The sequence below is a fragment of the Mycolicibacterium wolinskyi genome (assembly GCF_002101965.1).
In the GTDB taxonomy this organism is placed as follows: domain Bacteria; phylum Actinomycetota; class Actinomycetes; order Mycobacteriales; family Mycobacteriaceae; genus Mycobacterium; species Mycobacterium wolinskyi.
Window position 1 is genome coordinate 1 of sequence record NZ_LQQA01000035.1, and the last position, 25,080, is coordinate 25,080.

Annotated in this window: 30 protein-coding genes and 1 pseudogene; 20 read left to right on the forward strand and 11 right to left on the reverse strand. The window is 65.5% G+C overall.

Translation table 11 applies throughout. The annotated features are described in order from the left end of the window. Positions 1-182: pseudogene (locus AWC31_RS37695) on the reverse strand (hypothetical protein); the annotation flags it as partial. 460 nt (positions 183-642) lie between these two features. Between AWC31_RS37695 and AWC31_RS35165 the strand changes: the two are divergent. The 3 genes from AWC31_RS35165 to AWC31_RS35175 all read left to right on the forward strand — a co-directional run bounded on the left by AWC31_RS35165 (position 643) and on the right by AWC31_RS35175 (position 1,932). Further along, on the forward strand, positions 643-984 hold the full coding sequence (locus AWC31_RS35165) for an ArsR/SmtB family transcription factor (protein WP_085150327.1): 342 nt from the start codon (positions 643-645) through the stop codon (positions 982-984). After that, complete coding sequence (locus tag AWC31_RS35170; protein WP_085150329.1) at positions 981-1,451, forward strand: SRPBCC domain-containing protein; 471 nt, start codon at positions 981-983, stop codon at positions 1,449-1,451. Before AWC31_RS35165 ends, AWC31_RS35170 begins: the two co-directional genes overlap by 4 nt. A gap of 79 nt (positions 1,452-1,530) precedes the next feature. Next, on the forward strand, positions 1,531-1,932 hold the full coding sequence (locus tag AWC31_RS35175) for a type II toxin-antitoxin system VapC family toxin (RefSeq protein ID WP_085150331.1): 402 nt from the start codon (positions 1,531-1,533) through the stop codon (positions 1,930-1,932). Between the two features lie 17 nt (positions 1,933-1,949). On the opposite strand, the gene AWC31_RS35180 is transcribed toward AWC31_RS35175, so the two are convergent. The 3 genes from AWC31_RS35180 to AWC31_RS35190 all read right to left on the reverse strand — a co-directional run bounded on the left by AWC31_RS35180 (position 1,950) and on the right by AWC31_RS35190 (position 4,416). Next, a complete protein-coding gene (locus AWC31_RS35180) occupies positions 1,950-2,321 on the reverse strand; it encodes a ClpX C4-type zinc finger protein (protein ID WP_085150332.1) in 372 nt (123 codons plus the stop codon). 155 nt (positions 2,322-2,476) lie between these two features. Further along, positions 2,477-3,556, reverse strand: coding sequence for a phospho-N-acetylmuramoyl-pentapeptide-transferase (gene mraY, locus AWC31_RS35185; protein ID WP_085150334.1), 1,080 nt, complete (start codon positions 3,554-3,556; stop codon positions 2,477-2,479). Between the two features lie 164 nt (positions 3,557-3,720). Beyond that, positions 3,721-4,416 (reverse strand): TetR/AcrR family transcriptional regulator, encoded by a 696-nt coding sequence (locus AWC31_RS35190; RefSeq protein ID WP_234817109.1) that lies wholly within the window; start codon positions 4,414-4,416, stop codon positions 3,721-3,723. 19 nt (positions 4,417-4,435) lie between these two features. On the opposite strand from AWC31_RS35190, the gene AWC31_RS35195 reads away from it, so the two are divergent. From AWC31_RS35195 to AWC31_RS35205, 3 genes are all read left to right on the forward strand, one after another. Further along, positions 4,436-7,639, forward strand: coding sequence for an arabinosyltransferase domain-containing protein (locus tag AWC31_RS35195; RefSeq protein ID WP_234817125.1), 3,204 nt, complete (start codon positions 4,436-4,438; stop codon positions 7,637-7,639). Between the two features lie 65 nt (positions 7,640-7,704). Next, positions 7,705-8,088: a VOC family protein gene (locus tag AWC31_RS35200; RefSeq protein WP_067855614.1), complete on the forward strand. Its 384-nt coding sequence runs from the start codon at positions 7,705-7,707 to the stop codon at positions 8,086-8,088. Continuing rightward, the gene (locus AWC31_RS35205; protein ID WP_085150336.1) at positions 8,085-8,369 is read left to right on the forward strand and encodes a DUF1905 domain-containing protein; all 285 of its coding nucleotides are present in this window, start codon (positions 8,085-8,087) and stop codon (positions 8,367-8,369) included. Before AWC31_RS35200 ends, AWC31_RS35205 begins: the two co-directional genes overlap by 4 nt. Before the next feature lie 43 nt (positions 8,370-8,412). Here the strand turns inward: AWC31_RS35205 and AWC31_RS35210 are convergent, their stop codons facing one another. Together AWC31_RS35210 and AWC31_RS35215 are read right to left on the reverse strand one after the other, a co-directional pair. Then, the gene (locus AWC31_RS35210; RefSeq protein ID WP_085150338.1) at positions 8,413-9,516 is read right to left on the reverse strand and encodes a sensor histidine kinase; all 1,104 of its coding nucleotides are present in this window, start codon (positions 9,514-9,516) and stop codon (positions 8,413-8,415) included. Further along, entirely contained in the window at positions 9,509-10,201 is a 693-nt protein-coding gene (locus tag AWC31_RS35215) for a response regulator transcription factor (RefSeq protein ID WP_085150340.1), read from the reverse strand. Before AWC31_RS35215 ends, AWC31_RS35210 begins: the two co-directional genes overlap by 8 nt. 87 nt (positions 10,202-10,288) lie before the next feature. On the opposite strand from AWC31_RS35215, the gene AWC31_RS35220 reads away from it, so the two are divergent. Beyond that, positions 10,289-10,819, forward strand: coding sequence for a hypothetical protein (locus tag AWC31_RS35220; RefSeq protein ID WP_085150342.1), 531 nt, complete (start codon positions 10,289-10,291; stop codon positions 10,817-10,819). A 250-nt stretch (positions 10,820-11,069) separates the two neighbouring features. On the opposite strand, the gene AWC31_RS35225 is transcribed toward AWC31_RS35220, so the two are convergent. After that, complete coding sequence (locus AWC31_RS35225; RefSeq protein ID WP_085150624.1) at positions 11,070-11,759, reverse strand: type 1 glutamine amidotransferase domain-containing protein; 690 nt, start codon at positions 11,757-11,759, stop codon at positions 11,070-11,072. 310 nt (positions 11,760-12,069) lie between these two features. Between AWC31_RS35225 and AWC31_RS35230 the strand changes: the two genes are divergently transcribed. The 10 genes from AWC31_RS35230 to AWC31_RS35275 all read left to right on the forward strand — a co-directional run bounded on the left by AWC31_RS35230 (position 12,070) and on the right by AWC31_RS35275 (position 19,661). Continuing rightward, positions 12,070-12,768, forward strand: a complete 699-nt coding sequence (locus AWC31_RS35230) for a DUF998 domain-containing protein (protein ID WP_264052046.1) — start codon at positions 12,070-12,072, stop codon at positions 12,766-12,768. Positions 12,769-12,897: 129 nt separating this feature from the next. Further along, positions 12,898-13,767: a hypothetical protein gene (locus AWC31_RS35235; protein WP_085150626.1), complete on the forward strand. Its 870-nt coding sequence runs from the start codon at positions 12,898-12,900 to the stop codon at positions 13,765-13,767. A gap of 61 nt (positions 13,768-13,828) precedes the next feature. Beyond that, entirely contained in the window at positions 13,829-14,293 is a 465-nt protein-coding gene (locus AWC31_RS35240) for an SRPBCC family protein (RefSeq protein ID WP_374214060.1), read from the forward strand. A 242-nt stretch (positions 14,294-14,535) separates the two neighbouring features. Then, entirely contained in the window at positions 14,536-15,051 is a 516-nt protein-coding gene (locus AWC31_RS35245; protein ID WP_085150349.1) for a DinB family protein, read from the forward strand. Positions 15,052-15,132: 81 nt separating this feature from the next. Next, complete coding sequence (locus AWC31_RS35250) at positions 15,133-16,047, forward strand: MBL fold metallo-hydrolase (protein WP_067855639.1); 915 nt, start codon at positions 15,133-15,135, stop codon at positions 16,045-16,047. Positions 16,048-16,243: 196 nt separating this feature from the next. Next, positions 16,244-16,576, forward strand: coding sequence for a hypothetical protein (locus AWC31_RS35255; protein ID WP_131807588.1), 333 nt, complete (start codon positions 16,244-16,246; stop codon positions 16,574-16,576). 76 nt (positions 16,577-16,652) lie between these two features. After that, the gene (locus AWC31_RS35260; RefSeq protein ID WP_085150351.1) at positions 16,653-17,378 is read left to right on the forward strand and encodes a Type 1 glutamine amidotransferase-like domain-containing protein; all 726 of its coding nucleotides are present in this window, start codon (positions 16,653-16,655) and stop codon (positions 17,376-17,378) included. A gap of 2 nt (positions 17,379-17,380) precedes the next feature. Continuing rightward, on the forward strand, positions 17,381-17,851 hold the full coding sequence (locus AWC31_RS35265; RefSeq protein ID WP_085150353.1) for a GNAT family N-acetyltransferase: 471 nt from the start codon (positions 17,381-17,383) through the stop codon (positions 17,849-17,851). Between the two features lie 58 nt (positions 17,852-17,909). Beyond that, the gene (locus AWC31_RS35270) at positions 17,910-19,001 is read left to right on the forward strand and encodes a YihY/virulence factor BrkB family protein (protein WP_085150355.1); all 1,092 of its coding nucleotides are present in this window, start codon (positions 17,910-17,912) and stop codon (positions 18,999-19,001) included. An 81-nt stretch (positions 19,002-19,082) separates the two neighbouring features. Continuing rightward, positions 19,083-19,661, forward strand: coding sequence for a dihydrofolate reductase family protein (locus AWC31_RS35275; RefSeq protein WP_085150357.1), 579 nt, complete (start codon positions 19,083-19,085; stop codon positions 19,659-19,661). Positions 19,662-19,694: 33 nt separating this feature from the next. Here the strand turns inward: AWC31_RS35275 and AWC31_RS35280 are convergent, their stop codons facing one another. Genes AWC31_RS35280 through AWC31_RS38080 form a run of 3 tightly spaced genes read right to left on the reverse strand, consistent with a single transcriptional unit; the run spans position 19,695 to position 21,623 of the window. Next, entirely contained in the window at positions 19,695-20,336 is a 642-nt protein-coding gene (locus tag AWC31_RS35280) for a response regulator transcription factor (protein WP_067855950.1), read from the reverse strand. Further along, entirely contained in the window at positions 20,333-20,854 is a 522-nt protein-coding gene (locus AWC31_RS38075) for a sensor histidine kinase (RefSeq protein WP_234817111.1), read from the reverse strand. The genes AWC31_RS35280 and AWC31_RS38075 overlap by 4 nt, the downstream gene beginning before the upstream one ends. Further along, complete coding sequence (locus AWC31_RS38080; protein WP_234817112.1) at positions 20,787-21,623, reverse strand: sensor domain-containing protein; 837 nt, start codon at positions 21,621-21,623, stop codon at positions 20,787-20,789. The genes AWC31_RS38075 and AWC31_RS38080 overlap by 68 nt, the downstream gene beginning before the upstream one ends. Before the next feature lie 140 nt (positions 21,624-21,763). On the opposite strand from AWC31_RS38080, the gene AWC31_RS35290 reads away from it, so the two are divergent. Then, positions 21,764-22,372, forward strand: a complete 609-nt coding sequence (locus tag AWC31_RS35290; protein WP_067855660.1) for an FKBP-type peptidyl-prolyl cis-trans isomerase — start codon at positions 21,764-21,766, stop codon at positions 22,370-22,372. Between the two features lie 48 nt (positions 22,373-22,420). After that, the gene (locus AWC31_RS35295; RefSeq protein WP_085150359.1) at positions 22,421-23,029 is read left to right on the forward strand and encodes a class I SAM-dependent methyltransferase; all 609 of its coding nucleotides are present in this window, start codon (positions 22,421-22,423) and stop codon (positions 23,027-23,029) included. 16 nt (positions 23,030-23,045) lie between these two features. Here the strand turns inward: AWC31_RS35295 and AWC31_RS35300 are convergent, their stop codons facing one another. Next, complete coding sequence (locus AWC31_RS35300; RefSeq protein ID WP_085150361.1) at positions 23,046-23,558, reverse strand: putative immunity protein; 513 nt, start codon at positions 23,556-23,558, stop codon at positions 23,046-23,048. A 265-nt stretch (positions 23,559-23,823) separates the two neighbouring features. Between AWC31_RS35300 and AWC31_RS35310 the strand changes: the two genes are divergently transcribed. After that, on the forward strand, positions 23,824-25,071 hold the full coding sequence (locus AWC31_RS35310) for an NADH:flavin oxidoreductase/NADH oxidase family protein (protein WP_085150364.1): 1,248 nt from the start codon (positions 23,824-23,826) through the stop codon (positions 25,069-25,071). Positions 25,072-25,080 lie beyond the last annotated feature (9 nt).

The window sequence follows — 25,080 nt, forward strand, 5'->3', positions numbered from 1 at the left end:
GGCGGGCGGATTACCGCCCCGCCCGCCGACGGTGGATTGAGGGCGACCGCCGGGCTCTCGTGCATCGGAGGAAGAAGCAAGGCGGCCCCACCGAGGCCAACAGCCACAAAAACGGTGGCGAGGACTTTCTTTACTTGCTTCTGGTCTCCGAACGCCCCGATCGGCAGGACGGCTTTCGGCATGGTTCAGCTCTCTTCTGTGGGGTTTGAATTTGTGGATCCGTGTTGGACCGCCCCCCACCACCCCGCTCTCGGCTGAGAACCGGGATGGACTGCGCACTGGCCTGCCGGGTTGGCGCTCGACGCCGACCTGGCGCGTGCAACTCAGCCGAAGTTTGCTAACAACAGCAGCTGCGGCACCGCCGAGAAATCAGCGCGCCGCCGACACATCGCACCCGAAGCAACAACCGCCCCTGTTTGCTTTGATGTGATTTGTGTCACTTTGCCTGGCATTACCGCACAGTCACAGTTAGCGGAGAACTGTATTCGAACATCCCGAATTCAGCAAAACTCCAGGAAGGGTCGCGTGAACAGCGGCTTGTGTCCGCATGATCCATAGAGAGTTGCCCGTTTGCCGACCGCCCATCGACCACGTAACACTTAGCCCTTGCGCTAACTATTGCAACGGTGAATACTTAGCCTCGTGGCACAGTATTCGGCCGAACTCGACGAGGTCTTCCTCGCTCTGGCTGACCCGACCAGACGGGCGGTGATTCACCAACTCGGGCGCGGACCGGCCAGTGTCGGAGATCTGGCCCGCGAGGCCACGATGACACTCCCCTCGTTCATGAAGCACGTGCGGATGCTCGAGTCGACCGGATTGATCCACACGGCGAAAGCCGGCCGCGTACGCACCTGCCAGCTCAACCAGGAACGGCTAGCGGTCGTCGACGACTGGCTGGCGCAACAGCGGCGCATCTGGGAGGAACGCACCGACCGACTGGAGCAGTTCGTCACTCACCCCAACCAGAAGGACAAGACATGAACCCTGATCTCGACCTCAGTGTTGAACGGATCATCCGCGCGCCCCGCAAAGCGGTGTGGGAAGCCTGGACCAACCCAGACAACTTGGCGCAGTGGTGGATTCCGGCGCCCACGGTCTGCCGCGTCGAGCGTTTGGAAGTTCGCCCTGGCGGCGCGTTCGTCACGCGGATGAGTGATGACGGCGGGGAATTTGTGCCACATCTGGATGCGTGCTTTTTACTCGTAGACGAGTTCGAGCGGTTGGTGTTCACCAACGCCGTTGACAGCGGGTGGCGCCCCGCGAACCCCGCTCCCATCTCGATGACGGCCGAAGTCACCATGTACGACCATGCGGACGGCACGGACTACCGCGTCGTCGCACGCCACGGCGACCCAGCGGCCAAGAATCTTCATGTCGAGCTCGGTTTCGTCGAAGGTTGGGGCACAGTCGCAGATCAACTCGCGAGATTCGCGGAGAGCATCCGGTGAGTCACGCCGGAAGTTGAGCATGTGAGCGTCGGTGTGGGCCTGGTAGCGAGACACCTGCAGTCCATGTGACGGTACTGGCATGACAATCTTCGTCATCGACGCAGCGGTAGCCATCGACCTCGCCGTCGGCGGCGCGACCATTCCACCGGAGCACAGTCTGGCCGCTCCCACCCTGCTGCGTTCACAGGCGCTCGCCCTCGTCTACGAATCGGTGCACCGCGGCGAAATCGATGAACGGACGGGTCGGAAGGTGCTCGACGACATTCGCGGGTTGCGGATCCGGCTTCTCGGCGACCGGGTATTGCAGCACCACGCATGGCAGATAGCCGACAAACTGAACTGGCCGGACACCTATCAGGCCGAGTACATCGCACTGACCCAGCTGCAGGCGGACGCACTCGCCACCGCGGACGAGAAACTCGCCGCCGCAGCACGCACATTCGTTAAAACTGTGCCCCCTGCAGAGATTCTGCGGCCGTAGAGTACCCAGTGAACTTCTCATGACTCTTTGTCGTCATGGGTGAAGCGTTCCCAGGCGGACTGGCGTGTCACGCCCAACGCCGCGGCGATCCGAGACCACGCCACTCCGCGCTGCCGAAGCTCGCTCACACGGGCGCGCAGATCTGCCTCGACATTGGCTGTCGTTGCTGCCACCCGGGGAATCTCGTCCAGCAATTCGTCGTCTGAGTACTCCTCGCGATCCTTCAGCGGAGGCATGTCTTCATCGCGCCGATCCTCCAGGATTGCAACGCATTTGAATACGCAATCGCCGCAGATATACACGCCCAGACCACTGATCAGCTTGTCGACCTGACGTGATTCACGTCCGCAGAACGAGCAGTACATCACTGCCGACACGGCTTTTCCCATGTCCTCATCCCCCTACCAGAGTGTCAGGCCTGCCCTGACGCGATGTTGTCAGGGTATACCTGACAACATCGCGCATCAAGTAGCACAGCCCGTGAACATCGAATACACCGAAGAGCAACCCCTGTGCGGGCGAGATTCCGAGCTGAGCCGGTTGCTCAGGCTCCGACGGCTGCCAACCAGTCGCTGTAGAAGAGTGCGACACCGAGGCCGCACGCGATGGCGGTAACGAGCCAGAATCGAATGGTCAGTGTGCTCTCTGGCCAACCCATCAGCTCGAAGTGGTGATGGAGCGGGGTCATGCGAAACACCCGCCGGCCGGTGGTGCGGAACGCTGCGACCTGGACGACGACTGAGGTCACCTCGGCCACGAACAATGCGCCGAGGATGATGGCCAGGATCTCGGTGCGACTGGTCACCGAGAGGCCGGCGATGATGCCTCCCAATGCCAGTGAACCCGTGTCGCCCATGATGATCTTGGCGGGTGCGGCGTTCCACCAAAGGAATCCGATGCAGGCGCCGGCGGTCGCGGCCGCGACGAGCGCCAGATCGAGCGGATCACGGACGAGGTAGCAACCGGGGCCTGGCGTGACCGAACATTGGTTTCGGAACTGCCAGAAGGTGATGAGCACGTAAGCAGCCGTCACCATCGACATGGCACCTGCGGCGAGCCCGTCCAAGCCGTCGGTGAGGTTGACGGCATTGGACCAAGCAGAGACGACGACGATGCAGAACAGCACGAACACCACGGGCGTCAGCGTGAACACGGCGATGTCGCGGACATAGGAAAGCTCGACGCTTCCCGGCGTGAGACCGTCGGTGTTGCGGAACTGCAGCGCGAGCACACCGAAGAGGACCGCTGCGATCAGTTGCCCAGCGCTCTTGGCCCTCTTGTTCAAGCCGAGATTCCGTGAGCGCCGCAACTTGACGTAATCGTCGGTAAAGCCGACCGCGCCCAGCGCGGTGGCCAGCCCGAGGACGAGCAGCCCAGACGCCGACGGGCCTGCGCCACCGAACGCGAGCCCGATCAGATTCGTGCTCAGATAGCTTGCCCAGATCGCGGTGAGGATCGAAAGGCCGCCCATCGTGGGCGTTCCGCGCTTGCGCTGGTGACTCTCTGGGGCTTCGTCACGGATTTCCTGGCCCAATCCCAAACGGGTGAACATCCGGATCAACAAAGGGGTCAGTACAAGCACGACCGCCAAGGCCAGCCCTGCGGCGATGAGTATCAGTGTCACAGATCCGCGCCGCCTGATGTCGTGCAATTAAGCCGACGGCAGCTACGCCGCATCTGATTCCCCCACCGGGCCAGTATGGCGGAACGCCCCTATCCCACTGACAACGGCCTCTCAGCGATGACCCGAGAATTCTCCGCGGCTGGAGCGCTTCCATGTCACGTGCCTCACCGCTTTCTGGGCCGCCGCGCCGGCTCGAATGGAGCGAGGAGGAATTCGTCGACGAACCTGGCGAACGTGTCGTCGACGTGTGCGGGGTCGTCGGCGGTGAAGTACTCGATGATGAATCCCTGGAAGGCCGCGAGTGCTATGCGTGAGCGAGTTTCGGCCACATGGGTGGGCATGCCGAGCGCTTCGAGGCGGGCTTGCGAATTGCGGGTGAGCAACGACAGGGTGTCCCAGGTGTATTCGCGATAGGGGCTGTCGACGCCGCAGGCGGCACCGAAAACTTGCAGGACAACACGTAGGTTGTCGCGGCGCTCACCACGGGTGCAGGCGTGCCAGTCGTCAAAACACCACTGACGGTGGGCTTCTATGGAGGCCGGCAGTTCCAGATCGTCGGTCTCGGGTATCGCTGCCCGCTGCTGGCGAACCATCACCTCGAGAATCAATTGCTCCTTGCTTCCGAAGTAGTACACGAGCATGCGTGCGCTGGTACCCATTTCAGCGGCCAGCGTTCGTAGTGAGGTGTCGATGACGCCGGTGCGCGCGAGAACGACGCCCGCGGCGGCGAGCAGTTCTTCACGTTTGGCATGGTCGATCGGACGTGGCACGCTTGACTGTAACATCTGCTTCAGATATTGGTTGTCCAATGGGAGGGAACATAATTCAGGCTGCTGCGCGGTGACGGCAGTCAGCGACACCCTTGCTGATGGCGAAACGATCAATAGCGACGACGCCCGCAGCGCACAGCGCCGCGGCGTGCGGTTGGCGCGCTGGGTTGCGATCGTCGCAGGATTTGCCGGGTTCGTCGCCAGTGCGTTGATCCCTGTTCTGCCTGTCGTTCAGACGACTGCGACGTTGAATTGGCCGCAGCAGGGGCAATTGAGCAGCGTGACGGCACCGTTGATCACGCTGACTCCATTGTCGCTGAGCATGTCGATCCCATGTGAGGTTGTCGACGCCATGCCCCGATCCGGCGGACTGGTGACCGGCACCGCACCGGAGGCCGGCAAGCAGGCAACTCTCAACGGCCTGTTCGTGACGGTGACCGAACAACGAGTTGACGTGATCGTGCGCAATGTGGCCGTGCTGAGCGTGCCGCGGTCGCGCATGGCCGAGCCGGGGTGTCAACGCCTCGAGGTGTCGTCGTCAGAGGCAGGCACATTCGCCGCGGTCGTCGGTCTCACCGATCCCGGCGCAGACACTCCGCTGCGCGGGTTCGCCGATCCGAACCTGCGGCCACAGATCGTCGGTATCTTCACCGATCTGACCGGTCCTGCCCCGCCGGGCCTGTCGGTGTCCGCGGCTATCGATACCCGCTACACCAGTTCGCCGACGCCGCTCAAGCTCCTCGCAATGGTGGTCGGGATTGCCGCTACGGCGTTGGCCTTACTGGCATTGTGGCGCCTGGACCGCCTCGACGGGCACCGCGCACGCCAGCCGATCCCGACGCGCTGGCGGACATTCACCGCCGTCGACGCGACCGTCATCGTCGTGTCGGTGGCATGGTTCGTCACCGGCGCCGGATCCTCCGACGATGGTTATCAGTTCGAAATGGCCAATGTCTCAGGGCATGCCGGCTACATGTCCAACTACTTCCGATGGTTCGGCAGCCCCGAAGATCCGTTCGGCTGGTACTACCACCTGATCGCCACGATGACCCACGTCAGCCAGGCCAGCGTGTGGCTTCGGCTACCCGATCTGGTATGCATGCTCGTCTGTTGGCTGCTGCTGTCACGAGAAGTGTTGCCTCGCTTGGGCCCAGCGGTCACCAACAACAGAGCCGCGGTGTGGGCGGCCGCGCTGGTCCTGATCGCGGCGTGGATGCCGTTCAACAACGGGCTGCGCCCCGAAGGGCAGATCGCCACCGGTGCACTCATCACCTACGTGTTGATCGAACGCGCCATCATCTCCAGCCGCGTCACCCCCGCCGCGTTGGCCGTCGTCGTCGCGGCGTTCACATTGGGAATCCAACCGACCGGTTTGATCGCCGTGGCCGCCCTGCTGGCCGGCGGCCGCCCCGTGCTACGTGTCATTGTCAAACGGGCGCGCGCGGTGGGGATCTGGCCGATCCTGCTGCCGATAGCCGCGGCCGGGTTCGTGGTGTTGACGGTGATCTTCGCCGACCAGACTTTCGCCACTGTGCTGGAAGCTACCCGGGTGCGGACCGCTATCGGGCCCAGCCAACCCTGGTACACCGAGAACCTTCGCTACTTCTATCTGATCCTGCCCACCACCGACGCCGCACTGTCGCGACGGTTCGGGATTCTGATCACGATGGCATGCCTACTGCCGTCGATGCTTCTCATGTTGCGCCACAAGCGGATACCCGGTGTCGCGCGCGGACCGGCGTGGAGATTGATGGGCACCATCCTCGCGACCATCTTCCTGCTCACCTTCACCCCCACCAAGTGGATTCACCACTTCGGCCTGTTCGCCGCTGTCGGTGCTGCCATGGCCGCATTGGCCACCGTCCTGATGGCGTCGACGGTCCTGCGCTCACAACGCAACCGGCTGGCGTTCCTGGCCACCGTATTGTTCGTCGTGGCGCTGTGTTTCGCCTCCACCAACGGTTATTGGTACGTCTCCAGCTACGGGGTGCCGTTCAACAACAGCAGCCCCCATTGGGGACCCATCACCGTCAGCGGCATCGCGTTCGTCGCGTGCCTGCTCACCGCCGCATACGCCGGATGGCTCCACCTCACCGCCTCCCGGCGTCCCGAATCTCGACTCAGCCGTGCCCTGACCGCCGCCCCCATCCCGTGGGCGGCAGCGCTCATGGTCGTTGTGGGCCTGGGATCCATGCTCACCGGTGCGGTCCGCCAATACCCGTCGTATTCCAACGGATGGGCCAACCTGCGCGCGCTTGCCGGCGGCTGCAGCTTGTCCGACGACGTTCTCGTCGAGCCCGACCCCAACCACGGCTTCCTTACGGCGCTGCGCAACCCGGTGGAACCGCTCGGGCCGCTCGGCGGGACACGGCCGATCGGGTTTCACCCCAATGGAATCCCCACACACACGCTGGCCGAGGCGATCTGGCAGAGCAGCCCGAAACACGGAACCGACCACGACTGGGACACCCCCACCGCCCTCGACCGGCCCGGCGTCAACGGTTCAAGCGTTCCGCTGCCCTACGGCCTCGACCCCGCCCGCGTGCCGGTGGCCGGCAGCTTTACCGCCGGCGCCCAACAGACCGCCACCGCGGTATCGGCATGGTACGAGCTGCCGCCCGCCGACTCTGCCCACCCACTTGTCGTGATCACCGCGGCGGGCACCATCACCGGAGACAACGCGCAGTCCGGACACGCCGATGCCGAGACGGTCGCCCTGGAATACGCCACACCGGGTCCCGACGGCGTACCCCAGACCGCCGGTCGGCTCACCCCCTACGACATCGGACCCCAACCCGCTTGGCGCAACTTACGATTCCCACGAACCGACATTCCCGATGACGCGCGGTACGTGCGGATCCTGGCCGACGACCGATCACTCGACCCCGGTGACTGGGTTGCGTTCACCCCGCCGCGCGTCCCCGAGTTGCGTTCCCTTCAGGAGTTTCTCGGCAGTCAGCAGCCGATCCTGCTCGACTGGGCCGTCGGCCTGGTGTTTCCCTGCCAGCAACCGATGCTCCACGCCAATGGCGTCACCCAGGTCCCCCACTACCGCATCTCACCGGACTATCCAGCCAAGATCGAGATGCCCGACACCTGGCAATCCGGTGAGAACGGCGGGCCGATCGGCATAACCGACCTGCTGCTGCGCGCACACGTCATGCCCACCTACCTCAACCGAGACTGGGGCCGTGACTGGGGATCACTCCGTCGCTTCGACACCATCGTCGACGCTCCCGAAGGGCAGCTCGACCTCGCCACCTCTACCCGCAGTGGGCTGTGGAGCCCCGGCCACATCCGCATCGGCCCCTGACCGGCGATTGCGCTGTCTCGGTTGCGCGGCGATGAGTCACGGTGCGCAGCGGAGTCTAAACAGGCATGACGATCACAACGAGAGTGCTGAGTGTGTCGGTTCCGGTGTCTGATCAGGACGCCGCACTGAAGTTCTACACCGAGGTGCTGGGATTCGAGCTCCGCACCGACGTGGAGGTGTGGCCGGGTGCGCGCATGGTCGAGGTCGTGCCGCCGGGCACGAATGTCTCCCTGGTCCTCCTGCCGCCCGACAGCCAGATCCCTATCGCGATCCGGATGGGCACACCCGATGCACAACAAGCCCACGACACAGTTCGCGAAGCCGGAGTGACCCTGCACAACCCGGAGCTCGTCCGAATCGAAGGAATACCGGCGATGTTCTCCTTCACCGACCCCGACGGCAACGGCTTGGTCTACCTGGAGGACACGAAAGGACCACAATCATCATGACGAAACCGCAGGCCTTGAACATCACCTTCACCGCTCGTCTCGGCAAAGTACGTCCGGGAGACACCTGGACCTGCGTGCAGCTACCTGACTCGGCGACGATCTTCGGCACCCGAGGTCTGGTCAAGGTCGCAGGCACCATCGACGGCCAGCCCTTCACCGGAGCGTTCATGGCCCTGGGCGACGGGACCCACAAACTTCCGGTCGCGGCCGCCATCCGCAAGGCCATCGGGAAAAGCGACGGTGACGACGTCGAGGTCCACCTCGCCGAGCGGTTGAACTGAATCGGCCCCCTGGCAAGGTATTCCAGTGGGGTAAGTGAGTGGCTTACGCCCTCGCGGGTAGTTCGACCGTGATGCACAACCCGCCGGCGGGCCGGGGCTCGAGGGTGAGGGTGCCGTCGTGTGCTTGCGCGATGCTGTTGACGATTGCCAGGCCGAGGCCCACGCCGTCGTGATCGGCGTGGATGCGTTCGGCGCCCCGCTGAAACGGTTCCACGAGAGTCGAAACCAATTGTGGGGACAGCTTTTCGCCGGTGTTCTCGACAGTCAGCACAACGCTGTTGGCGCGGACGCCGGTCCTGACCCATGAGGTTCCGGACTGAGGAAGGTTATGCACGATCGCGTTGTGCAACAGGTTCGTTGCGAGTTGCAGGAGGAGCGCGGGTGACCCGGTGGTGGGGGCAAAATCGGCGGAAATCTCGAGGGTCACGCCATGCCGTTCCGCGAGAGGCAACAGCGTTTCCGCGGCTTCTTCGGCGATGAGCGATACGTCGACAGGCTCGCGGGCGAAGGACCGTTGATCGGCGCGGCTCAGGAGCAGCAGTGCTTCGGTGAGGTCAATTGCCCGGGTGTTGACGACGTGGAGGCGTTCGATCAGTTCGCCGGTGTCACGAGTGCGATCCTGACGGGCCACGTCGAGTAGCGTCTGCGTAATCGCCAGCGGCGTGCGCAGTTCGTGAGAGGCGTTGGCGGCGAATCGCTGTTGTTCGGCGACGTGGGCTTCGAGCCGTTCGAGCATGGTGTCGAAGGCGTCGGCGAGTTCGCGTAACTCGTCTTTGCGTCCGGGCAACCGGATACGGTGCGAGAGTGAGCCTTTCGAGGCCAGCCGGGTCGCGGCAGTGATGCGCGTCAGGGGCGCGAGCATCCGGCCGGCCAGCAGCCACCCGCCGAAGAGACCGAACACGAGGAGAAACGCCATCACGGCGGCGGCTCTCGGAGCGAAAACGTGCAGGAGTCTGGACCGGATGGGAAAGACATCATTTGGGAACTCGATGTCAGTGCTGCCCGGGATGATCATCATCCGGTCTGGCACGTACCGCAGCAGAAACACCCACACGGCGGCGAGCAGCAAGGCGCCGGCGAGCATGAGGAATCCGGCGTAGCTCAGGGTGAGCTTGAGGCGAAGGCTCAGTCCTGGCGCTCTATCCACGGTCGGCTCCTTCGCGCCCGATCCCTGCGGTGTCGATGCGGTACCCGACACCGGGCACGGTCGCGATGATCCATGGCTCGCCGAGGCGCTTGCGCAGCGCGGAAACGGTGATGCGCACGGCGTTGGTGAACGGGTCCGCGTTCTCATCCCACGCCCGCTCCAGGAGTTCCTCGGCACTGACGACACCACCGTCGGCGGCGACGAGAACCTCGAGCACCGCGAATTGTTTTCGGGTGAGCGCGACGTAACGGCCATCGCGGTAGACCTCGCGGCGGAACGGATCGACCCGCAGTCCCGCGACCTCCCGCACCGGCGGCCTGCTCTGCGCGCGCCTGCGGTCGAGTGCCCGAAGCCGCAGCACGAGCTCACGCAGGTCGAACGGCTTGGTCAGATAGTCGTCGGCGCCGAGCCCGAACCCCGAGGCCTTGTCATCGAGCCGGTCCGCGGCGGTCAACATCAGGATCGGCGTGCCGCTACCCGAGGCGACGATGCGCTCGGCGATCTCGTCGCCGGAGGGGCCGGGAATGTCGCGATCGAGGACGGCGATGTCGTAGGAATTGATGCTCAACAATTCCAGCGCGGTATCCCCATCACCGGCGATGTCGGCGGCGATCGCCTCCAGACGTAGACCATCGCGGATCGCCGTTGCCATGTAGGGCTCATCCTCGACCACCAACACACGCATCCTCTAAACCTACGAGCCGCCGGATATCGTCGGCATATCGAAAATCGCATACGCGCTGACAACACGACCGGGCGTTGACTGGCGGCCATGACAAAACACAACTCAGCACACACCCACCGACCGCTCGTCACCCTCGCCATGACCGCCTTGATCGGCTCGGCTGGTTTGGCCATCGCCGCGCAGGCTGTCGCTGACCCTGACAGTCGAGAACAGGCAGTGAAGTACTCCGAGTGCATGCGGGCCAACGGCGTCGCGGACTTCCCGAATCCGAACGCAGACGGCGCGATCCCCTACGGCGGAGTCTCGGTGTCAAAGGCGACGTGGGTGAACGCCGTCGGTGCGTGTGCGAACCTGCAGCCGCCGGGCTGGTCCACCGACGCACAACGCACTCCCGCCCAGCAGGACGCCGCGCTCAAATTCGCTCAATGCGTGCGCGACAACGGGGTTCCGGACTTCCCTGACCCGGCCACTGCACGTGACCCCCTCATCGACACCTCGAAGATGCGCGGTGATGTCAGCGCCCGGAGCATTCCCGAACTCCAACCGGCGGTGGAGGCCTGCCACAGCTTCTTCACGGCCGCGCTGCCAGGGCCACTGGGAACCGGACAGCCGGGCTGACAAACGTACATGCTGCGGAACGGCCGTGCCGGTAGCGACCAGTCGCTGCCGGCATGGCCGCCGTTGTCGTGTGAGGCCATCGCGGTTCACGGCCCAAGCTCAGCGCCGTCGCCGCGGCGGCACTATTTGGCGGCGTATGGCGAGGTGCGGGCACTTAGTCCACACCCGGACCTCGTGCGCGACGTTCCGACGAACTTCGGGAGCGTTCGGGTGTATCAGCACGGCCTATCAGCTCATCGTGTGCACCGGCTCAGCCCTCCAGCACAGTCACGACTCTCTCGGCTGTCTCCTTGGCGGACTTGGGGTTCTGCCCTGTCACCAACCGACCGTCGACCATGACGTACGAAGTGAAGGGAATGAGCCCCTTCCCGTACCGGGCGCCGCGCTTCTTCATCTCTTCCTCTGCGTTGTAGGGAACCAACTTGTCGACCCGGGCCAACACCTCCTCCGACCACGCAAACCCTGTGAGCCTTCGTCCGGCGACCAAGAGCGATCCGTCCGACAGCGTGGTGTTGAGCAGTCCGCAATAACCGTGACAGACCGACGACACCACTCCGCCACGCTCGAAGATCTCCCGGGTGATGTGTTGCAGGCCCTCGCTGTCGGGAAAGTCGAACATGACCGCGTGCCCACCGGTGAAGTAGATGGCATCGAAATCCGCGGAGTCGATCTCAGCGGGTGATGCGGTATTGGCCAGCAGTGCCATCTTCGCGTCGTCGGCTCTCCACGCCTTCGCGGTCTTGTCGTAGTTGGGAAACTTCAACGAGCGTGGCTCCAGTGGTGAAGGGCCACCGTTCGGGCTGACGATCTTCTGTTCATAACCCGCTTCGGCGAACACGTGATAGGCGTGAGTCAGCTCCGACAGCCACAGCCCGGTTGGTTCGGATGGGTCCTCGTAGTGTGCAACGTTGGTGACAACGTTCAGGATGCGCTTGGTCATGGTCTCAGAGTTCCCGTTGACGGACATGAGGACACCAGACACCGAACGGTCATGAGCTGCTCGACTCCGACCAAACGGTCGGGAATGCAGTACTCACCGGGCGCTGACCTGCCCTTCAAAGGCAACGCAGCCCGGTTTCGTGTTCTTCAACCTGCGGGCGATCTCCGGGCACCACTGCAACGGCACCGTCGACGATCGCCCGTAACGTGGACTCGGTATCGCCTTGACTCTGTAAGTCGATGGCCGAGCCGCCAAGGAGACGACGCAAGAAGGTATCTCGATCGAACATGACGTCAGTAGCGTGGGCCCAGTGTCTGCCATTCGCCGCTCATCGCGCACGCGTTCTGCTCAGATTCTCTGCGGGGTACTCGCCGGGCCGTTCTTCGTCACGGCATTCACCGTGATCGGTGCCGCCCGTCGCGGCTACGATTGGCGGCGCCATCCGGTCAGTTCGCTCGCGATCGGTCCTCAAGGCTGGCAGCAGCGCGCCAACTTCGTCATCACGGGGGTTCTCTATGTGTGCGCCGCAGCAGGTCTCAACCGCTGCGACCGGCGGCTCGTTGGACCCCGCGCCGTCCCGGCGCTGATCGCAGGAGCCGGCCTCGGGTTCGTCGGCTCTGGGCTGTTCGTCACCGACTACGGTCGCGACACCTTCGGTGCGGATTCAGACGTGGAGAACCGACCATCGGTGAATTCCGTCCCGCCCCGGCGGACTCGCATTGGACAGCTGCACGATCTCTGCGGGCTCCCGGTTTTTGCAGGCATTCCCATCGCCGGCCTGGCGAGCGCGGCAACCGCCGCGCGGAGCAGCGACTACCGCTGGGCCTACTACTCCGCAGGCACGAGCACGGCAATGGCGGGCAGTTTGGTTCTTTTCGGCGCCGCCATCAAAGGACAGTCGCCGCTTCGCGGCAAAAGCGGAGTTCTGCAGCGCATTTCGATCGCCGTCGGACTCGGATGGCTGAGCTCATTGTCGCTTCGCGGCTTACGCCGGGTTACCGTGCAGTGAAAGCGCACGGTTCGCGGATGACGGCTTACGATCGTATTTGGTGAAAGCGTTGAACATGCCGATCCCGCAGGGCCGTGGCTGCCGGTCGCGCCCGGCTACCGACGCGGCATCCCTTGCTGTGAGGTGCCGGTGACCGTCGACGACGACCTCGACTCGCTCTACCGCCTGCGGCCGGAGGAATTCACCGCAAGGCGCAAGGAACTCGCGGCCGCGGCGCGCAAACGCGGTGACACCGAGGGTGCCAAGGTGATCGCCGCGGCGCGACGACCGACAGCCGCGGCGTGGGTGGTGAATCTGCTCGCGCTGACTGACGCGACGGTGGTCCCGAGATTGACCGAACTGCACGACGCCCTACGCGCCGCGCACACCGAGATGGACGGACAACGGATCCGCGAACTGTCCACGGCACAGCGGAAACTTGTACAAGAGCTCTCCCGCGCCGGCTTTGCGGCCGCCGAGCTGCGCGACCCCACGGCGGCGTTGCGCGACGACGTCACCGCCACGCTGCAGGCCGCGGTCGCCGATCCCGAGGTCGCCGCGCGTTTGGGCCGATTGTCCAAAGCTGAAGAGTGGTCGGGCTTCGGTGACTTCGGAGCATCCGCCGCGGTGGTCACTCAGACCCGGCCGGGTACCCCGCCCGCCGCAGCACGGACTACCCCACAACCGTCGACGAAGAAGCCCTCACGCCCGAACATCGCCGCGGTCGAGGAGGCCCGGCGCAAGCGCGACGCCGCCGATTCCGAGCTCAACGAGGCGCGCGCCGCGCACGACGACGCGCTCGCCACCGTGACCGAGCGCAAGGACAACGTCACGACAGCACGCAGGCGCTACGAGAAACAGCTCGAGGCCCTCGCCGCCGCCGAGCGTGACCTCGAGGCATCCGCTGCGCAGCTCGACGATGCGCAGCGCTCGGCCGACAAGCTGCAGAAGAGAGTCCGAACCGCCGAATCCGCTCTGATGCAAGCCCAATCGCGACTGGACCGCCTCGCTGACGGGTGAACGCGTCTCGGTTCCGATGAGTTTTCGATCGACCGTCGGTCAGTACGGTATGTCTGACACCATGAGATCGACGCGCACGATCGACGCGCCGGCCCAAACCGTATTCGACGTGCTTGCCGACCCGAGCACACATCAGGCGATCGACGGAACCGGCTGGGTGCGGGAGCCGTTCGACGGCAAGCGGCTGACCGAAGTCGGCCAGATCTTCCGGATGGCGATGTATCACAACAACTACGGGGGAATGCATTACGAGGTGGCCAACCGGGTCGAGGTCTTCTCCCCACCACATGCGATCGCGTGGCTGCCTGGCCAAGGCACCGACGACGCCGACCTCGACTTCGGCGGCTGGTTCTGGCGCTATGACCTCGATCCTGTCGACAACGATCGGACAGAGGTCACGCTGACCTACGACTGGTCAGCGGTGCCGTCGGCCATACGCGAACAAATCGCGTTCCCGCCGTTCGACCGGCAACACCTCGACAACTCGCTCAAGCACCTTGCCGAGCTGGCACAGAGCCGGGTGTAAGCCGCCTACCCACAACCGCGCGTCCCGCAACGGCGCGCCGTCAAAGATGTAGCCCGAAACGAGAATCTCGGACATACTGACCCTGTCGATGCCGAACCCGCGCTGAATCCGCGCGGCGCGCATTCTCTTCGGTCATTCCCGACACCGGACGTGTCGTCCCGCGGTCCGAGCTTCACCGCGCGTGTCATCAATCCCGAGCTTGAACCCCATGCCCCACCACACCATGAATGGAGTGAAAGCCGATGACTACCAACATGATTACCGTCGGAACCGAGCGGGCGATCATCGAGAGCATGCTCGACCGCAACCGCGCGGCGCTCATCGAAACCGCGCGCGGACTGTCCGAAGTCGATGCCCGCCGACGACTCGTCGCATCGCTGACGACACCGATCTCGTTGCTCAAGCACGCTGCTGCCGCGGAACGGATTTGGTTCCAACGGTTCTGGGCAGGACTCGATGAATCCGAGTGCGATGGGTACTCACGCCGTGACGAGGGCACCTTCGCCGTCGCCGACAACGAGTCGCTGGCAGACGTCATCGCCGAATTCGAGCGGGCAAGCCAACGCTCGCGATCGATCGCGGCGCGATTCGACCTGGACGACACCAAGGACAACCCACGGGAAGGCACGGTCAGCATGCGATGGACCCTGCTCGCGATGGTCGAAGAGTTCGCCAGGCATGCAGGCCACGGCGATATCCTCCGCGAGCAGATCGAGCACACCGCACCGCCAACAGCCGAGGTGACGATCGCTGGATAACTCCTGACACCGGCGGGCGTTCTACGAGAAGACAGCCATTTCCACCATGTCGTAGAGAACGCCGCACAGGAGGACAACAGCATGAGCTTGGACAACATTTCACACCTCGGCACGCAGGGTGTCGACGAGTTGGTGCCATCGCGCTACGCGGTACAAGTGGGTGACATCGAAGTGCTCGTGATCAGCGACGGGGTGTTGCCGATCACCGCATCGACGTTGGCCACCAATGCCGACTCTGCCGACCTCGCGGCCTGGCTGGGCCACAACTTCCTGCCGACGGACGTGGTCGATTGGCCGCTGAATGTGGTCGTGGTGCGGAGCGGTGACCGGACCATCCTCGTCGACGCGGGGCTGGGACTGGAATTCCCGGGATTCCCCCGGGCCGGGCAGACGATTCGGCGGTTGGAGGCCGCCGGCGTCGACCTCGGATCGGTTACCGACGTGGTGCTCACCCACCTGCACATGGACCACGTCGGTGGCCTGCTCGCCGACGGGCTGAAGGACCGCCTACGTCCGGACCTGCAAGTCCACACCGCCGCCGCCGAGGCCGAGTTCTGGGAGGCGCCTGACTTCTCCCAGACCACGATGCCGCAGCCGATTCCCGATGTGCTTCGCTCGACCGCTTCGCGGTTCCTCGACGAGTATCGCGGCAACCTGCGGACGTTCGAGTCGGAGTACGAGGTGGCGCCGGGGGTGCTCGTGTCTCGGACCGGCGGTCACACCCCCGGACACAGCATCGTCCGCCTGGCGTCCGGCGACGACCGGTTGACGTTCGCCGGCGATGCCGTGTTCCAGGTCGGCTTCGACGAACCGGATTGGTTCAACGGTTTCGAACACGACCCCGAGGAGGCGGCCCGAGTTCGCGTGCGCCTGTTGCGCGAGCTCGCGTCGACCGGCGAGGCGTTGGTCGCCACTCACCTGCCGTTCCCGTCCGTCTGCCGGGTGGCGGTCGCGGGCAACGCTTTCCGCTACGTGCCAGACGTCTGGGATTACTGAAGCCGGATGGGCGATACCTCTCCCGACGAAGGCACTGCACCGCATTTGACCATTGCGTCAAAATCAATGTCTCCGCGGGCTTTTGACCGCCAACTCCGGATATTCCGCCCAAATCCGCGCCGAAGCTGCGAGCATGTCCCGTGACACTTTCGCGAACGGCGAATTCACCCTCTGGGTCCGGATGAAGGAGCGGCAGATGAGCGTAGGCGGATCGCTGGTGAGGATTGCCGCCGGGGCCGCAGTTGCCGGAGCGGCCGCGATGGGTGCGATCGCGGCCGCGCACGCCGCACCGGTTGGCGCGGGCGCCGACGTAAACCCCGTCCCCCTTCGTCCCCTCTCCGTCCAAGAGGATCCGGCATGCGGGTGGTTGGGGTGGCGGCATCCGCTCTGCGGAGGAGGCGCATTCGAGACGCCGGCGGACGATGGGATACCGGGAGACAACGCAGCGGAAGGCGGCATTCCGGCCCCCGCGATGGTGCCCAACATCGACGGCAGCCTCAGTCCCCCTGGCACGCCGGGGGCGATCTGAGGGGCCTGTGCCGGTCTGACACCTGCGCTGGCGAAATCAGTTGTCCGCGTTGGCAAGGTAGGCCTACGGTCAACCTATGCCCGCTGACACACCGACCATTCTGGCCACCAGCGGCGGCATCGGTTACGGCAGACGCACCCGGTTCGCTTTCACTGCGCTGACGGACTTCGCCGTCGAGCTGTCCGGTGTGACCGGCCGTGCCCCGCGACTGTGCTTGCTGGCCACGGCGATGGGTGACGACAAGGCCGTCCTGCATTACCTCACCGAGGCGGCGCAGGAGCGCGGATTTGCCGTCTCCCATCTGTCGCTGTTCCCGATGCCGAACGTCGACGACATCGCCGCGCACCTGCTCGAGCAGGACGTGGTGTGGGTGTTCGGCGGCAGCGTCGCCGGCCTGCTGGCAATGTGGCGGTTGCACGGCATCGACGCCGTCCTGCACGCTGCCTGGCAGGCGGGTGTCGTCCTGACCGGCATTTCCGCTGGATCCATCTGCTGGCATACCGGCGGCACAACCGATTCGTTCGGGCCTGAGCTCCAGCCTGTGACCAACGGGCTCGGGTTCGTCCCGTACGCGAACGGTGTCCACTACGACGTCGAAGAACAGCGGCGGCCGCTGCTGCAACGGCTGGTCGGCGAGCGCGTCCTGCCCGCTGCGTATGCCACCGACGACGGCGCCGGTGTGCTGTACCGCGGCCGCACTTTCGTCGAGGCAGTCGCCGAAAATGACAGTGCCGGAGCATATTTCGTGGAGAGCGTCGACGGCACGGTTGTCGAGACAGCGCTCGACGTCCGGAGGCTGTGAGAATGGTCAGCCTTCGGCCGGCGACAGCGGACGACTTCGAGTTCTTCTTCGAGCTGCACAAGCAGACCCTTGGCCCCTACGTGGATCAGGTCTGGGGTTGGGACGATGACGTCCAGCGCGCCCACCTCCAGCGCACCATAATCCCCGAACGCACCCAGGTGATCGTTGCCGACGGCATCGACATCGGCAGGCTCAACGTCGAAGACCAGCCCGGCGAGGTGTTTCTCGGCCTCATCGAGATCGCCCCGCCCTATCAGGGCCGCGGCATCGGCGCAGAGCTCATCGAGGCCCTGCTCGACGACGCCTTCGCGCGGGGCAAACAGGTGCGACTCAATGTTCTGAGAGTCAACAGCCGGGCCTACCGGCTCTACCGCAAGCTCGGCTTCCGTGAAGTGAGCCGCGACGACACCGCGCCCGAGATCCGCATCAGCATGCTGGCGAAACGCCCGGAGAGCCGGCTACCTGCGTTCTAGGTGACTTCCCGAAACCCGTCGCGAGATTGGCAGCGCCTGATATCGGGAACCTCAGAGTATGGCCGAACGCGATGCTGGGGACGAACCCACGCGGGTAGACGAACAACCCGGCGCCGAGCAGACGCAGGAAAAAGCTCAGGCACCCCACCCGGACGACCCGCGCAAGCCGGATTCCCCGGATGACCTCACCAAAGCCTCCTGGTGGTACGTGCTGCGGAAAACCGCGCGGGAGTTCAGCGCCGACCAGTGCACCGACCTGGCCGCCGCACTGACGTACTACGCGGTGCTTTCCCTGTTCCCCGCGCTGTTGGTGATGGTGTCACTTCTGGGCGTGTTCGGTCAGGGCCAGCGCACCACCGACGCCATGCTCGAGGCGGCCGGTGACGTGGTGCCCGCGTCGGCGCTCGACCTCCTCAGACAACCCATCGAGCAGGTCGTCGAGAGCCCGTCGGCGGGGGTCACCCTGCTTGTCGGCGTGCTCGGTGCGCTGTGGTCGGCCTCTGGCTATGTTGGCGCGTTCGGTCGTGCGATGAACCGCATCTATGAGGTCGGCGAGGGTCGTCCGGCCTGGAAGCTGCGTCCCCAACAATTGCTGCTGACCTTGGTCGCGTTGATCTTGGCGGCCGCGGTGGCGTTCATGCTCGCGGTGAGCGGACCCGTCGCCGAAACGCTCGGCAACATCATCGGTCTCGGCTCCGCCGCACAGACGGCATGGGCGATCGCCAAGTGGCCGGTGATCCTGGTCTTCGTCATGCTCGCCGTGGCGATCCTGTACTACGCCACGCCCAACGTGCAGCAGCCCAAATTCCGTTGGCTCAGCATCGGTTCAGCCGTGGCGATCGTGGTGTGGGTGATCGCATCCGTCGGGTTCGGCTTCTACGTCAGCAACTTCGGCAGCTACAACAAGACCTACGGGGCGCTTGCCGGCGTCATCGTGTTCCTGCTGTGGTTGTGGCTCACCAACCTGGCCCTGCTGTTCGGCGCCGAGCTGGACGCCGAGCTCGAGCGCGGGCGACAGCTCCAGGCGGGCATACCCGCCGAACGTGACCTCCAACTGCCACCGAAAGATACGCGCGTCATCGAAAAGAACGAGGCCGCCGAGGAGAAGTACGTCAAACTCGGACGGCGGCTACGCCGCGGGCGTGGTTGATTGCGCTCAGGCGGCTCGATCAGTTTCGGGGCGGTTCCCGGTCTGTATAGGTAGACGCGATCGACCCCCTGGAGGAACCACATGACGGCCACCTACACATTCGACGTTTTCTCAAGTCTCGACGGCTACGGCACCGCCGGCGGCGACTGGACCGGCTACTGGGGCAAACAAGGGCCCGAACTGCTCGATCATCGCCTTGCCATGTACAGCGAGCCCGCACGAACGGTCTTCGGCGCCAACACATATCGCGTGTTCGCAAAGATGGTTGCTTCCGGCGGTGAGAATTCCGAGGTGCGAGACCCGTGGGTTACCCGGATGAGGAACACGCCGACAACCGTGGTGTCGACGACCCTGAAGGAACCCCTTGACTGGCCGGATGCGACCGTCGCGAGCGGAGACGCTGTCGACGTCGTCGCGCGGTTCAAGGAGAAATCCGAGGTGCCGCTGCGCTCGCACGGCAGCCTGTCGATGAACCGGGCACTCATGGCCGCCGGACTTGTCGACCGTGTGCAGGTGACACTCTTTCCGGTGATCACCGGAAAGACCGGACTCAATCCCATCTTCGAAGGCGGGGCCGATTTCGATCTCGAGCTGATCGAGAGCCGCACGCTCGACGGCCGGATCCAAGAGCTGACCTACCGGCCCCGTCTCCATGCGTGAACCGGTGTCGACGCCCAGGTCTTCACCTCGAACTCAACCGCGCAAGAACGCGAGGACGGCAAGCACACGGCGGTGTTGCTCCTCGTCGGGCGGCAGCATCAACTTGGTGAAGATGTTGCCGACGTGCTTTTCGACCGTGGCGTCGCTGACGCTCAACGTGCGCGCGATGTTCGTGTTCGATCGGCCTTCTGCCATCAACGCCAGCACTTCCCGTTCGCGCTGGGTCAACTCGCCCAGTGGGTCGTCACGGCGCCGCAGCAGAAGCTGGGCGACCACCTCGGGGTCGAGCACGGTGCCACCGGAGGCCACCCGGTCGACGGCATCGAGAAACTCGGCGATCGCTGCGACCCGGTCCTTGAGCAGGTATCCGACCGCGCCGGCGCGGTCGGCGAGGAGGTCATCGGCATAGGACAGCTCGACGTACTGAGACAACACGAGCACCGGTGAGCGCGGCACTCGCCGGCGCGCTTCGACCGCGGCCCGCAAACCCTCGTCGGTGTGGGATGGCGGCATTCGGACGTCGACCACCGAGACGTCGGGCCGGTGGTCCTCGACCGCCTGGACCAGCGATGGACCGTCACCGACCGCGGCGACCACGGCATGGCCGTTCTCGGTCAGCAGCCTGACGAGTCCTTCGCGAAGGAGCACCGCGTCGTCGGCCACGACCACTCTCAGCACGGCAGCTCCACCTTGATCTCCGTCGGCCCGCCCGCCGGACTGACCACGCTCAGCGTGCCACCGGTTGCGCGGACCCGGTCGGCCAGCCCCGAAAGTCCATGCCCTTTGGCCGCGTGCGCGCCGCCGTCGCCGTCGTCGATGATCTGAACGCCAAGGCGCCCCGGCACTTTCGCCACTGTCACCCAGCAGTTCATTGCGGCACTGTGTTTGGCCACGTTGGTCAGGGCCTCGGCGACCACGAAGTACGCGGTGTTCTCCACCGCGGCGTCGAGTCGGCCGCTCGGCGCGCCGAGCTCAGCGTCGACGGCGAGTTCGACGGGCACTGTGCACCGGCCGGCCAGTGCCGCCAACGCACTGGGCAACCCGCGGTCGGCGAGCACCGGCGGTGCGATCCCCCGCGAGAGCGCCCGCAGCTCGTCGAGGGTGTCTCGGGTCTGGGCGATCGCCTCATCCAGCGTGCCACCGAGCGCGGCCGGATCGCTGTCCAGCTGCTGCCGGGCTCGGGCGAGGTCCATCGCCAGGCGGACAAGCCGTTGCTGCGGACCATCGTGGATATCGCGTTCCAGCCGCCGCAGCGCGGTCGCCTCGGCAGAGACCGCGGCAGCCTTCTGGTCGGTCAGCACGGGTGATGGTTTCGCGCATCTCGGCCAAGCTGGTCAACAAGGCGCGGCTGAAGGCTGCCGAAACGAGCGCGCAGCCGCGGACCACCGCCGGCAACGTGATCAGGCATATCAGGCCGATCGCGGTCTGCAGCCCGATCCGGGCGAACGCGCTGTCGCCCAGACCGATCAGTTCGGCCAACGAGTTATTGTCCGGACCGCGCGGAATTGCCCAGTCCCACAGTATGTTCGACGTCCCGCCGAGCGCTGCCGCCCACCAGGCGACGACGATGCAAAACGTCGCGACAGCGATCGGGAAGTGCGCGATGCAGTGCAGCAGGTCCAGCCAAGACTGGGTCTGGCGCAGCGGGTTGACGATCCGTTTCCAGACGCCCACGCCGGGTTCGGAGATGCGATAGGCCGGCCTGCTCGCCGGCCGGTGCAACACCGCAGGGAGGCGCAACCGTTCCAGATCCGCGAAGAGACGTCCCGCCAACAGGGTCGCGGCGAGGACGGGAACGCCGACGACGATGACCAGTGTGCCGAGCCCCGCCGAGATCCCGGTGACCGCGACGACGAAACCCACTGTGGCGAGCGGGAAGCCGACGAGGACGTAGACAGTGTCGACGCCCAGTTGACGGATGAAGCCCACGCGTTCGGGCGGCGCGGTGGAGGCGGCGGTCACCTCGTCGACGTTAGGCGCTCTTCCGGATCGGACCGATCCAGTGCTCCAGTGTCTTTCTGGTAGGGCTGTCCCTACCACGAGGCCTACCGGAATAGCCCGCACGATGCGGCTGTAGCGTGGCGACCGTGAATTCCTCTCGTGTGTCATCCTCGGTCGCGCTGCTGGGCGGCGCCGCCGCGATCGCCATGACGCTCGCCGCGTGCGGATCCGACCCGGCCACTCCATCGGCGAGCACACCCTCGGTCGCCAACGTTGCGACGTCCACCGTCGGCGAAACGCCGGCCGCCGCGAGCACATGCCCGACGGCAGCCCCCGACAGCGCGGCGGCACCCGAGTGGACCCTCCCCGGAGCCACCGGCAGCGTCGCGGTAACCGGATCCACCGATGCGACGGCCCCCAACGTCAAGGTCGAGGCACCGTTCAGCGTGGCGGAGACCCAGGTGAAAACGCTGCAGGCCGGCAACGGGCCGGTCGTCGCAGATACCGCGACGGTTTCAGTCTGCTACATGGGCGTCAACGGACGTGACGGCTCGGTGTTCGACAGCAGCTACGAGCGCGGCGCCCCGGTCGAGTTCCCGCTCGACGGCGTCGTGCCCGGATTCCAGAAGGCCATCGCCGGACAGAACGTCGGGTCGACTGTGGCGGTCGCGATGACCTCCGCCGATGGCTACCCGGAGGGCCAGCCGGCCGCCGGAATCCAGAAGGGTGACTCGCTCATCTTCGCGATCAAGATCCTCGGCGCTTCCTAACCGGTTGCCAACGGTCTGATCGGCTCCCGTCACTGGGACAATGCAGGCATGGTCGAGCAGAGCATCTGGATGCGGAAGGTCGAGGCCGATCCCGGCCATTCGCAGTGGTATGTCGAACGCTTCCGTTCCCTGGCCCGGGCCGGTGAGGATCTCGCCGGCGAGGCGCGCCTCATCGATGCGATCGCGCCCCGCGCAGCGCGCATCCTGGACGCCGGGTGCGGCCCCGGCCGGTTGGGCGGCCACCTGTTCGAAGCCGGCCACGACGTGGTCGGTGTCGACGTCGACCCGGCACTCATCGAAGCGGCTGAGCAGGACCATCCCGGGCCACGCTGGCTTGTCGGCGACCTCGCCGAGCTCGACTTGCCCGCGCGTGGCATCGCCGAACCGTTCGACGTCATTCTGTCGGCGGGCAACGTCATGACGTTCCTCGCGCCGAGCACGCGCGTCCAGGTGCTGGCCCGCCTGCGCGCCCATCTTCGGAACGACGGGCGCGCGGTGATCGGCTTCGGCGCCGGCCGCGAGTACGCGTTCGACCAGTTTCTCGACGACGGCGCCGCGGCCGGATTCACGCCCGATCTGCTGTTGTCCACCTGGGATCTGCGACCGTTCACCGACGACGCCGATTTCCTCGTCGCGATCCTTCGCCCGGCCGCCTGACGCTGCTCGCCATTCCCTAGCAGTCGAACACTGACCAGCAGATGTCGTTGCGCAACCGCTGATCGTCGAGGACGAGCTCGCGAATCGCCTCGGGAAGCTGCTCGCGTTGCCACCGGCACTCAAGTCGGCCCGCGGCCTCACCGTCGTCCGGCACGGCAGCACGCACGGCTTTGATCGCGTATGCCGCCGCACCGAGGTCGTGCGCAGCCACGTGCGCGACCGCCCCGGCTTGGCCTGCCGCGTAGGCGGCGTGCCGTGGCGCGCCGCGCAGATCTCTGGCCGCTCCCATCGCGTGACCACCTGCGGCGCGCGCCTGCATCATCGTGACCTCGCCGCGCACCCAGGCGCGGATCTGATCGATCGCCTGGCGCGGGCGTAGGTCGTCAGGACGGGCCGACTCGAACAGGTGAAGGACGTGTTCGGCGCACGAGGCCGCCCACAGCGCGAGGAGGCGATGATCCGAATCGGTGAGAGTCCCGCCGCGCCTTATCGTCACCAGGCGAGGGTCCCTGACCTTCGACAGAATCATCTGAACCGTCCATGCGTGTGTCGAATGCGTTCGCGCTCAACCATCTTGCTTCGCCAACCGCATGCAACACAATCACCGGCCGAAGCTGCCGTGTCGACATCGATAACGCGGCCGGCAACCCGTTCCAGCCGCTCGGCGATGTAGCGTTCGGTATGGCGGAAAGTGAAGCGGCGACCCGAGGGCCGCGTCGTCGGATGCGTCCTGCAGTTCCGATCATGGACGACGGCGACTCGACGGGTGGCTTCTTGATTCCGGTCCCGGCGCGATGAGCGCTGTCGGCCAGCCGCTCACCCTCGCGTGCGGCCAGACGCTCGCCAATCGGCTGATGAAGGCAGGGCTCAGCGAGCAGCTGAGTGATCGTGAGCATGCACCGACGCGCGAACTGGAGCAGCTTTATGACCGCTGGGGTCGCGGCGGATGCGGTTTGATGATCACCGGCAACGTGACCGTGGACCGGCGACACATGGCCGAACCACGCAACGTCGCCATCGACGAAGACTGCGATCCCGACCGCCTGCGCCGCTGGGCCCGCGCCGCCCAACGCGGGGGCAGGCTCATCTGGATGCAGCTCAATCACCCTGGACGCCAAGCCAATCCACTTGCCGGGCGCACGCGGCCGGTCGCGCCGAGCGCGGTGCCGCTCAGTGTTCCCGGTGCGCCACGACCGCGCTCGCTCACAGCCACCGAGATCGAGGCGACTGTGCAACGCTTCGCGACGGCGGCAACGATCGCCAAGGAGGCCGGGTTCGACGGCGTCCAGTTGCACGGCGCGCACGGCTACCTGATCTCGCAGTTCCTCTCGCCGCTGGCCAATGTGCGCGACGACGATTGGGGCGGTGATCCCGACCGCCGCATGCGCTTTCCAGTCGAGGTTCTGCGCGCCGTCCGTCGCGCGGTCGGTGATGAGTTCGCCGTCGGGATCAAGCTGAATTCGGCCGACTTCCAGCGCGGAGGCTTCACCGAGCAGGAATCCCAACAAGTCGTCGCCCGGCTCGCATGCGAGCGCATCGATCTCATCGAGATCAGCGGCGGCACGTTCGAGCAGCCCGCGATGATGGGATCCGTCACGCGGCAGAGCACCCGCGAGCGGGAGGCGTACTTCCTGTCCTACGCCGAGCGGGTTCGCCGCCATGCCGGCACGGTGCCGCTCGCGGTCACCGGCGGCTTCCGGTCCCGTGGCGCCATGGAGCAAGCACTCACCGAAGGTGCGTGCGACGTCATCGGAATCGGCCGCCCGCTGTGCATCGACCCCGACGCGGCGCACCAATTACTCAGCAACGCCGACCACTACGCACCGGCCGGGACGCCACGTGTCACGGGACGCGCACTGCTCGGCCGCATGATCGACCTGCACGCCGCTGATGCACTGCTAGACGTGCAGTGGCACACCGACCAGATCCACCGGATCGCCGCGGGCCGCGAGCCCGACCCGAAAAGACCATGGTGGTTCAGCATTGCCACGACCGCGCGCCGCAACGGTCTGGCCGCCATTCCACGTCCGGGCCGAAACTGACCGAACGGC

What these genes read in the sequence shown, in the direction of transcription:
- AWC31_RS35170 (WP_085150329.1), top strand. Translation starts at nt 981, where the DNA reads ATGAACCCTGATCTCGACCTCAGTGTTGAACGGATCATCCGCGCGCCC.
- AWC31_RS35175 (WP_085150331.1), top strand. Translation starts at nt 1,531, where the DNA reads ATGACAATCTTCGTCATCGACGCAGCGGTAGCCATCGACCTCGCCGTC.
- AWC31_RS35180 (WP_085150332.1), bottom strand. Translation starts at nt 2,321, where the DNA reads ATGGGAAAAGCCGTGTCGGCAGTGATGTACTGCTCGTTCTGCGGACGT.
- AWC31_RS35200 (WP_067855614.1), top strand. Translation starts at nt 7,705, where the DNA reads ATGACGATCACAACGAGAGTGCTGAGTGTGTCGGTTCCGGTGTCTGAT.
- AWC31_RS35205 (WP_085150336.1), top strand. Translation starts at nt 8,085, where the DNA reads ATGACGAAACCGCAGGCCTTGAACATCACCTTCACCGCTCGTCTCGGC.
- AWC31_RS35215 (WP_085150340.1), bottom strand. Translation starts at nt 10,201, where the DNA reads ATGCGTGTGTTGGTGGTCGAGGATGAGCCCTACATGGCAACGGCGATC.
- AWC31_RS35220 (WP_085150342.1), top strand. Translation starts at nt 10,289, where the DNA reads ATGACAAAACACAACTCAGCACACACCCACCGACCGCTCGTCACCCTC.
- AWC31_RS35225 (WP_085150624.1), bottom strand. Translation starts at nt 11,759, where the DNA reads ATGACCAAGCGCATCCTGAACGTTGTCACCAACGTTGCACACTACGAG.
- AWC31_RS35240 (WP_374214060.1), top strand. Translation starts at nt 13,829, where the DNA reads ATGAGATCGACGCGCACGATCGACGCGCCGGCCCAAACCGTATTCGAC.
- AWC31_RS35245 (WP_085150349.1), top strand. Translation starts at nt 14,536, where the DNA reads ATGACTACCAACATGATTACCGTCGGAACCGAGCGGGCGATCATCGAG.
- AWC31_RS35250 (WP_067855639.1), top strand. Translation starts at nt 15,133, where the DNA reads ATGAGCTTGGACAACATTTCACACCTCGGCACGCAGGGTGTCGACGAG.
- AWC31_RS35255 (WP_131807588.1), top strand. Translation starts at nt 16,244, where the DNA reads ATGAGCGTAGGCGGATCGCTGGTGAGGATTGCCGCCGGGGCCGCAGTT.
- AWC31_RS35260 (WP_085150351.1), top strand. Translation starts at nt 16,653, where the DNA reads ATGCCCGCTGACACACCGACCATTCTGGCCACCAGCGGCGGCATCGGT.
- AWC31_RS35265 (WP_085150353.1), top strand. Translation starts at nt 17,381, where the DNA reads ATGGTCAGCCTTCGGCCGGCGACAGCGGACGACTTCGAGTTCTTCTTC.
- AWC31_RS35270 (WP_085150355.1), top strand. Translation starts at nt 17,910, where the DNA reads ATGGCCGAACGCGATGCTGGGGACGAACCCACGCGGGTAGACGAACAA.
- AWC31_RS35275 (WP_085150357.1), top strand. Translation starts at nt 19,083, where the DNA reads ATGACGGCCACCTACACATTCGACGTTTTCTCAAGTCTCGACGGCTAC.
- AWC31_RS38075 (WP_234817111.1), bottom strand. Translation starts at nt 20,854, where the DNA reads ATGGACCTCGCCCGAGCCCGGCAGCAGCTGGACAGCGATCCGGCCGCG.
- AWC31_RS35295 (WP_085150359.1), top strand. Translation starts at nt 22,421, where the DNA reads ATGGTCGAGCAGAGCATCTGGATGCGGAAGGTCGAGGCCGATCCCGGC.
- AWC31_RS35300 (WP_085150361.1), bottom strand. Translation starts at nt 23,558, where the DNA reads ATGATTCTGTCGAAGGTCAGGGACCCTCGCCTGGTGACGATAAGGCGC.
- AWC31_RS35310 (WP_085150364.1), top strand. Translation starts at nt 23,824, where the DNA reads ATGAGCGCTGTCGGCCAGCCGCTCACCCTCGCGTGCGGCCAGACGCTC.